Source organism: Kitasatospora sp. NPDC059803, assembly GCF_042732255.1.
GTDB lineage: Bacteria > Actinomycetota > Actinomycetes > Streptomycetales > Streptomycetaceae > Kitasatospora.
Genome location: NZ_JBHWIJ010000291.1, coordinates 3,866 through 10,870, shown reverse-complemented (window position 1 = coordinate 10,870; position 7,005 = coordinate 3,866). Strand labels below are relative to the sequence as shown.

Genomic DNA, 7,005 nt, shown 5'->3' with positions numbered 1-7,005 from the left:
GCCCCCGCCCGCCCCCCGGCCCTCTCGCCTAGCGTGCGGACCTCGCCGCTGCCCACTTTGTTGGCGCGGGAGCTGCCCGGCGCGCGGGCGGCAAAGGGCCTCCAGCGCGGCGAGGTTGGCCGCGGCGACGTCCTCGACGTGGACGAAGTCCCGGCGCTGGCCGCCGTCCTCGAACACCCGGGGGGCCTCGCCCCGGGCCAGCGCCGAGCGGAACAGCGAGGCGACCCCCGCGTACGGGGTGTCGCGCGGCATGTCCGGCCCGTACACGTTGTGGTAGCGGAGCGTCAGGACGGCGCCCTGGCAGGCCCGGGCCCACACGGAGGCCAGGTGCTCCTGGGCGAGCTTGGTGGCCGCGTACACGCTGCGCGGGTCGGCCGGGGCGTCCTCGGCGACCAGGCCGGGGCTCAGGGCGCGGCCGCAGGCCGGGCAGGGCGGTTCGAAGCGCCCGGCCTCCAGGTCGGCCGGGCGGCGCGGGCCCGGGGCGACGTCGCCGTGCGCGGGGCAGCGGTAGCGGCCCTCCCCGTACACCACCATCGAGCCGGCCAGGACGAGGCGGCGGACGCCGCTGCGGGCCATCGCGGCGAGCAGGACGGCCGTGCCGAGGTCGTTGCAGCCCGCGTAGGCGGGGGCGTCGTCGAGGTCCAGCCCGAGGCCGACCATCGCCGCCTGGTGGCAGACCGCGTCCACCCCGGCCAGCGCCCGCTGCACGGCGGCGGCGTCCCGGACGTCCCCCTGCTCGAAGGCCACGCCCCCGGGCAGTTCGGGGGCCCGCCCCGGGGGGTGGACGGCGGGCAGCAGTGCGTCCAGCACCCGCACCCCGTGCCCGGCCGCGACCAGCGCGCGGACCACGGCCGACCCGATGAACCCGGCTCCGCCGGTGACCAGAATCTCCATGCCGCCGACGCTAGCCGCGCGGGGCGGCGGATCGGGCGTGGACGGACCGGCTGTCAGGGATCGGTAATCCTCCCGGCGTAACCGGCGTGACAGGCGTAACTGGTGTGACCGGCCTGGCCGGTGTCACGGTTGATCGCCGCCCGATCCGAGCCGGCGTTCAACTGGCGTTCGCCGGAAGAACCTTCGCCGGTGGCCCGGGCGCCCGGTTCGGCTGGGACTCTCCTGGGCGTTTCCCGGAGCCTTGGAGGCGACAGTGTCACATCCCTCGCGCAGAACGGTCCTTCGGACGGGTACCGCGGCCGGTGCGCTGGCCGCGCTGCCCGCGTCCACCCTCCTCTGGACGCAGCCGGCCCTGGCGGGCACCCCCGGACCGGAGCAGATCCACCTCCAGTGGGGCAACGAGCCGTCCCGCGAGATGACCGTCTCCTGGGCGACGGCCGCCACCGTGCGCCGCCCCCGGGTGCGGATCGGCACCCCGCGCGGCGGCGCCGGCCACACCGTGGACGCCGAGACCCGCACCTACGTCGACGGGCTCAACAAGGTCGAGACGTACACCCACCACGTCCGCCTGGACGGCCTGCGGCCCGACACCACGTACGTCTACGAGGTGCTGCACGACGGCTCCGGCCCGGTGCGCGGCACCTTCCGCACCGCGCCCGCGCGCGGCCGGGCCGCGTTCCGTTTCACCAGCTTCGGCGATCTCGGCACCGGCGACAACGTGTTCAGCAAGTCCTCGATCCACGGCGCCGCCGCCGTCCGCCAGGTCGAGCAGTTCGCGCCGCTGTTCCACCTGCTCAACGGCGACCTCGCGTACGCCAACAACAACCCGCAGCGCCAGCCGCAGTGCTGGAACGCGTTCATGAACAACCTCGCCAAGTCGGCCGCCAGCCGGCCCTGGATGCCCGCGCCCGGCAATCACGAGGTCGAGGCCGGCGGCGGGGACCTCGGCTACGCCTCCTACCTGACGCGCTTCGAACTGCCCGACAACGGCACCCGCGACTACTGCGGCAACTGGTACAGCTTCCAGGTCGGTTCGGTGCTGTTCGTGAGCCTCGACGGCAACGAGATCGCCGTCGAGGACGACGCCAGCCTCGACCCGGCCACCGGCCAGTCCATCTACATCAGCGACTACAGCGAGGGCGCCCAACTCCGCTGGCTGGAACGCACCTTGGCGCGCGCCCGGCGCGGCCGCGCGGTGGACTGGGTCGTCGTCAACCTGCACCAGTTCGCGATGTCCTCCTCGGCCGCCAGCCACGGCGGCGACATGGGCATCCGCGAGAAGCTGCTGCCGCTGCTCGACCGTTACTCCGTCGACCTCGTCCTGGCCGGGCACGACCACGACTACGAGCGCACCCACCCCGTCCGCGGCACCGAGCCGGGCGGCCTGCTCACCCCGGCCGTCGCCGACGACGACCTGCGCCGGATCGACACCTCGGAGGGCACCGTCCACCTGATCCTCGGCGGCGGCGGCACCGCCGGCCACGACGACGTCTACCTGCCCGCCGACGCGGACGGCGTCCGCCAGGCCTCCGTGCGCACCCAGCGGCTCACCTTCAAGGCCGACCCGGACGCGAAGGAGAAGGCCCACTGGTCCGCGGTCACCGACCCGGACACCGCCTTCCCGTACGGCGTCGCGGTCTTCGACGTCGACCCCGGGCCGGTGCCGGGCGGCCGCACCACCATCACCGTCAGCTACTACCACTCCCCGTCCGCCACCGCGGCCAACCCGTTCCCGACGCCGGTGCTCTTCGACCGCTTCACCCTGTACCGCGACCGCAGCGACGGCTGGGGCGACCGGGACCGGAACGACGACCGGAACGAGGACCAGGGCGAGGACCAGGGCGAGGGCGAGCGCACCGGCTCCGAGGTCGGCGCCGGGCGCCGGTAGCGCCTCGCGTCCTTGCAGGGCCCGCCGCGTGGAGGGCGCGGCGGGCCCGGGGGTGCCTTGCACCGCACCCGGGTGCGGCGGACAATCCGCAGTTCGTCGTAGGACAGGCCGTGGAGCAGTAGGCAAGACTGGCGTATGGCATGTCCATGTCTATTGCAGGCGGTTCGGATCAGCCGCTCGGATCAACAGCACGTGCCACTCGCACTCCCAAACCATCAGAAGGTCGGAAGCGATGCACCTCCGTGCCACGACCCGCAAACTCCTCCTCACCGGCCTGGCGCTCGCCTTCGGAGCCGCCCCGCTGCTGGCGGTCCCGGCCCAGGCCACCACCGCATCCGCCGTCGCACTCGCACCGGTGAGCTCGGCCGCGTCCGTCGCGCGGCCGAGTGCCCCGATCGCGGTCTCGACCGCCCTCTTCGCGCTCGCCCCCGATCGCGGCGCCGTCTTCAACTGGAACGGCGCCACCTGGACCCAGGTCGGCGGCCCGGCCGCCACCATCGTCTCCGGCGGTGGCGGTCTGGTCGCCACCAGCCCGGCCACCGGCGACCTCTACGCGTACAACTGGAGCCCCGACAACTGGACGAGGATCGGCGGTCCGGGTGCCCAGTTCGCCGTGGACGGCGGCGGACACGTCTTCGGGCTCAGCCCGGACCGCAGCGGCGTGTACCAGTGGCAGGGCGGTACCACCTGGACCCAGATCGGGGGTCCGGCCGGCAGCATCGTCGCCGGCGGCAACACCCTGATCGCCACCAACCCCACCAGCGGTGACGTCTTCCGCTACGGCGGGGCGCCCAACAGCTGGTCGCGGATCGGCGGCCCCGGCGCCCAGTTCGCCGTCGACGACGCGGGCGGTGTGTACGGGCTCACCCCGGACCGCGGTGGCGTGTTCCAGTGGCAGGGCGGCGCCACCTGGACCCAGGCCGGTGGTCCGGCCGGCAGCATCGTGGCCGGCGGCGGCCGCACCCTGCTGGCCACCGACCCGACCAGCGGTGACGTCTTCCGCTACGGCGGGGCGCCCAACAGCTGGTCGCGGATCGGCGGCCCCGGCGCGGAGTTCAGCATCGACGGCGCCGGCACCGTGTACGGGCTCAGCCCGGACCGCAGCGGCGTCTTCAAGTGGCTGGGCGGCACCAACTGGGCCCAGGTCGGCGGCCCGGCCGCCTGGCTCGCCGCGTCCTGAGCGTGCCCTGAGTTCGCCGTGCCGTGAGCTCGCGGTGCCGTGAGCTCGCCGTGTCCTGGGCTCGCCGTGTCCTGAGCTCGCCGTGGCCTGAACCCCGAACACTGCGCCACCCCGGGCCCGTCGCGCGTACCGCGCGGCGGGCCCTTCGTCCGTTCAGGCGGCCCTGGGGAGGGCGGCCGAGCGGGCGCTGGTCCATGCGGGGCGGGTGGTGACGGAGGGTCGTCGCGGCGGTCCGGTCCGGTGTGACGGGCGGTCGGGCGGCGGGTTGGGCCGTTGGCGATGCCGGGTCACCGCCGCCGCTGGGCCGTCGGGCGGCGGGTCGCCGTCGTGGCTGGGCTGTCCGTGCGACGGGTGCCCGCCCCGGCGCGCGGGCCACTGGCGGGGCGGTTAGCGTCGGCCGCAACACGGTTTCAGTTATGGGAGGTTGGCAGTGCAGCGGTGGATCATTGTGACGGCCCTCACCACGGCTCTCGGCGGGCTCACGGTACCGGCCCTGGCCGCCGACCCGGCGCCGGCCGCGGCTTCGGCGGCCGCTCCGGCCCGGGTGCGGGACGGGGACGCGGCCCCCACGGGCGTCACTCTCGGTGAGGCCCGGATCGACTCGAAGGTCCCCGGCCGGGTCCGGGTCGACGTCGAGTACGTCTGCGGGGTCGCGGAGGAGGCCCGGTCGCTCACCGTCTCGGTCGAGCAGCGGGACCCGGAGGACACCTCCTCGACGGCCTTCGGCTCCAGCCGGACGGCCGAGGCGGACGTGATCTGCGACGGGACGGCGCGGCAGCGGCAGCTCGTCGTCCAGTCCAAGACGGTCAACTGGATCCCGGGCGCGGACGCCGTCCTGATCGCCACGGTCTCCGACCTCGGCGCCACCCCGCCCGCGTCCTCGGATGCCCGGCGGGTCCCGCTCTTCAGTTCCTGATGCGGTCGCGGGCCCGGGCCGTGGCCGCCGTGCTCCTCGGCACCGCCCTCGCCGCCTGCTCCGTCAGCGTGGGCGGCCCGGACGCAGGCCAGGACGCAGGCCCGGATTCGGGCTCGGCTTCAGGCCCGGGGCCGACCGGGTCCGTTTCGGCGACCCCGGCGACTCCGGCTGCCCCGGCCGCCTCGCCGTCCTCGGCCACCGCTCCCGCCCCGGGGGCGGTGGCCATCAGGGACTTCGTGTTCGAGCCGGCGAACTTCACCGTCCGCCCGGGCGCCGTCGTCACGGTCCGCAACGCCGACACCGTCGACCACACCCTCACCGCCCAGGACCGCAGTTTCGACACCGGCACCATCGCGCCGGGCGCGTCCGCGACCTTCACCGCGCCGGCCCGGCCGGGCGCCTCCTCGTACCTGTGCACCCTCCACCACTTCATGCGGGGGATCCTGACGGTGTCCTGAGTCGACCGGTCCGTCGGCCGCGTGGGCGCCGGGTGCGGCTGCTCCTGAATCGCAAGCCCACAGGTGAACGGGGCTGCTGCTATCCGCTGCCATGTTCTACAGTTCTGTAGAACATGGAGAACAGTGAACGGGGGCACGGCATGGACAGGCCGCTTCGACTGCCGCAGCAGGATCGGGCCGATTTCGAGACGGAGCTGGGGAGGGCGCTGGCCGGGTCGCAGGTGCGGGCGGCCCTGCGGGCGGTGGGGGACGAGGGGCCGGGGGTGGAGCGGTTGCGGCGGTGCGCCCGGGAGAACGCGGAGTTCGTGCTGGCGGCGGCGGCGCCCGAGTACGAGCGGTACGCGGCGCTGCGGGCGGACCAGGACGCGGTGGCGCGGCTGCCGGTGGACGAGCCGGGGCGGCAGCGGGTGTCCGGGTGGTGGGGGGTGCTGGGGGTGATCGTGCCGATCATCGCCGGGGTGGCGGCCGCGATCCTCCTGCTGCTCGGGTACGCGCTGGGGCTGGCGGACGACGCCGAGGTGCTGGGGCACGCGCTGGTGGGCGCCGGGTGGGTGGCGGCCGGGGTGGCCGCGGTGAGCCTGCTGGTGGGCGGACTGGGGCTGGTGGGCGCGGCCTCGCGGTCGAGGTCGGCGGAGTCCGGCGGGGAGGCCGGCGTCCTGGGGGAGCTGGGGCTGGCGCGGGACGCCTGGCGGTCGGCGCTGGCGGAGCGCGGCCTGGTGCCGTTCCTGCTGGCGCAGGCGGGCGCGGGGGCGCCCGGCCGGCGCCGCTGACGCCGCCGGCTCAGTCGTGGCGGGTGCGGGCGGCGTCGACGAGGAGGTGGGCGGCGTCGAGCGGGATGCCGAGTCGGCGGGCGATCCACGGGGCCGGGCGGCCGGCCCGGGCGAGCATCCAGGCGGAGTACAACTGGCCCAGCTGCGGGGCCTGGTGGGCGAGCAGGAGCGGGCGCACGGCGTCCATCGGGAAGTCTTCGAGGGCGCGGGCGCTGTACTCGCGGCCGTTGGGGCCGGGCGGGGGTAACGGGAGCGGGCGGCGGGTGTCGAGCCAGCGCCCGAGCAGCACCGCGCCGACCGCCAGGAGGCCGGAGCCGGAGGCGCCGATCAGGATGGCGTTGATGACCGGGCGGTCCTCCTCCTCGGCCAGGCCGAGGGCGAGTTCCTCGGCGACGAGGAGGGCGAGGACGGTGAGCAGCACCGCGGCTTCGGCGGGGCGCGGGTAGGGCCGGGACGTCGTCATGGGATACCTCTCCTCGGCGGGGAAGACCGGGGCGGGTGAAGGGGCCGTGGACGGCGGTGGCGGCAGGGCCGACGTGGGTGACGTGGCGTCAGGAAAACTTGACGTCGCGTCAGAAAGCGTGCGCGACGGGTGTGTTCACCGTCTCGACCGTGCTCACCGTCTGCCGGAGGCGGACCGGGGCATGCGGGGGTGGGGGCGGGTGGTGCGGCCCGCACTGCTGCTGTCCATGCGTCTCGCCTCCTTCCGGTCGGGCGCGCCATGCTGGTGCGTTCGTCGACGGGGCAAGGGGGGGTCATCCTCGGACTTCGGGACAGCATAGCCCGGCCCTCACGCCAACTTCGACACCCAAGTAGAATGTGGCGCCGGTGCGCTGGCCCGCCGGTTGAGGTTAGCACAGCGGGGGCCCGGTGCGGCGGGGTTTGGGGCCCCCACGCGA

6 protein-coding genes and 1 pseudogene are annotated in these 7,005 nt (G+C 75.0%); 5 read left to right on the top strand and 2 right to left on the bottom strand.

Features of this window, described 5'->3' with window-relative positions:
- Positions 1 to 894 (bottom strand): annotated as a pseudogene (locus ACFV6I_RS32400) (NAD-dependent epimerase/dehydratase family protein); the annotation flags it as partial.
- Between the two features lie 253 nt (positions 895 to 1,147).
- Between ACFV6I_RS32400 and ACFV6I_RS32395 the strand changes: the two are divergent.
- The 5 genes from ACFV6I_RS32395 (at position 1,148) to ACFV6I_RS32375 (ending at position 6,106) form a co-directional block, all read left to right on the top strand.
- Complete coding sequence (locus ACFV6I_RS32395) at positions 1,148 to 2,782, top strand: purple acid phosphatase family protein (RefSeq protein ID WP_380429181.1); 1,635 nt, start codon at positions 1,148 to 1,150, stop codon at positions 2,780 to 2,782.
- Positions 2,783 to 3,014: 232 nt separating this feature from the next.
- On the top strand, positions 3,015 to 3,962 hold the full coding sequence (locus ACFV6I_RS32390; protein WP_380429178.1) for a hypothetical protein: 948 nt from the start codon (positions 3,015 to 3,017) through the stop codon (positions 3,960 to 3,962).
- Between the two features lie 448 nt (positions 3,963 to 4,410).
- Complete coding sequence (locus tag ACFV6I_RS32385; protein ID WP_063346566.1) at positions 4,411 to 4,878, top strand: hypothetical protein; 468 nt, start codon at positions 4,411 to 4,413, stop codon at positions 4,876 to 4,878.
- On the top strand, positions 4,878 to 5,336 hold the full coding sequence (locus tag ACFV6I_RS32380) for a cupredoxin domain-containing protein (RefSeq protein ID WP_380429175.1): 459 nt from the start codon (positions 4,878 to 4,880) through the stop codon (positions 5,334 to 5,336). The genes ACFV6I_RS32385 and ACFV6I_RS32380 overlap by 1 nt, the downstream gene beginning before the upstream one ends.
- Before the next feature lie 113 nt (positions 5,337 to 5,449).
- Positions 5,450 to 6,106, top strand: coding sequence for a hypothetical protein (locus ACFV6I_RS32375; RefSeq protein WP_380378016.1), 657 nt, complete (start codon positions 5,450 to 5,452; stop codon positions 6,104 to 6,106).
- Between the two features lie 10 nt (positions 6,107 to 6,116).
- On the opposite strand, the gene ACFV6I_RS32370 is transcribed toward ACFV6I_RS32375, so the two are convergent.
- On the bottom strand, positions 6,117 to 6,569 hold the full coding sequence (locus ACFV6I_RS32370; RefSeq protein ID WP_063346563.1) for a hypothetical protein: 453 nt from the start codon (positions 6,567 to 6,569) through the stop codon (positions 6,117 to 6,119).
- Positions 6,570 to 7,005 lie beyond the last annotated feature (436 nt).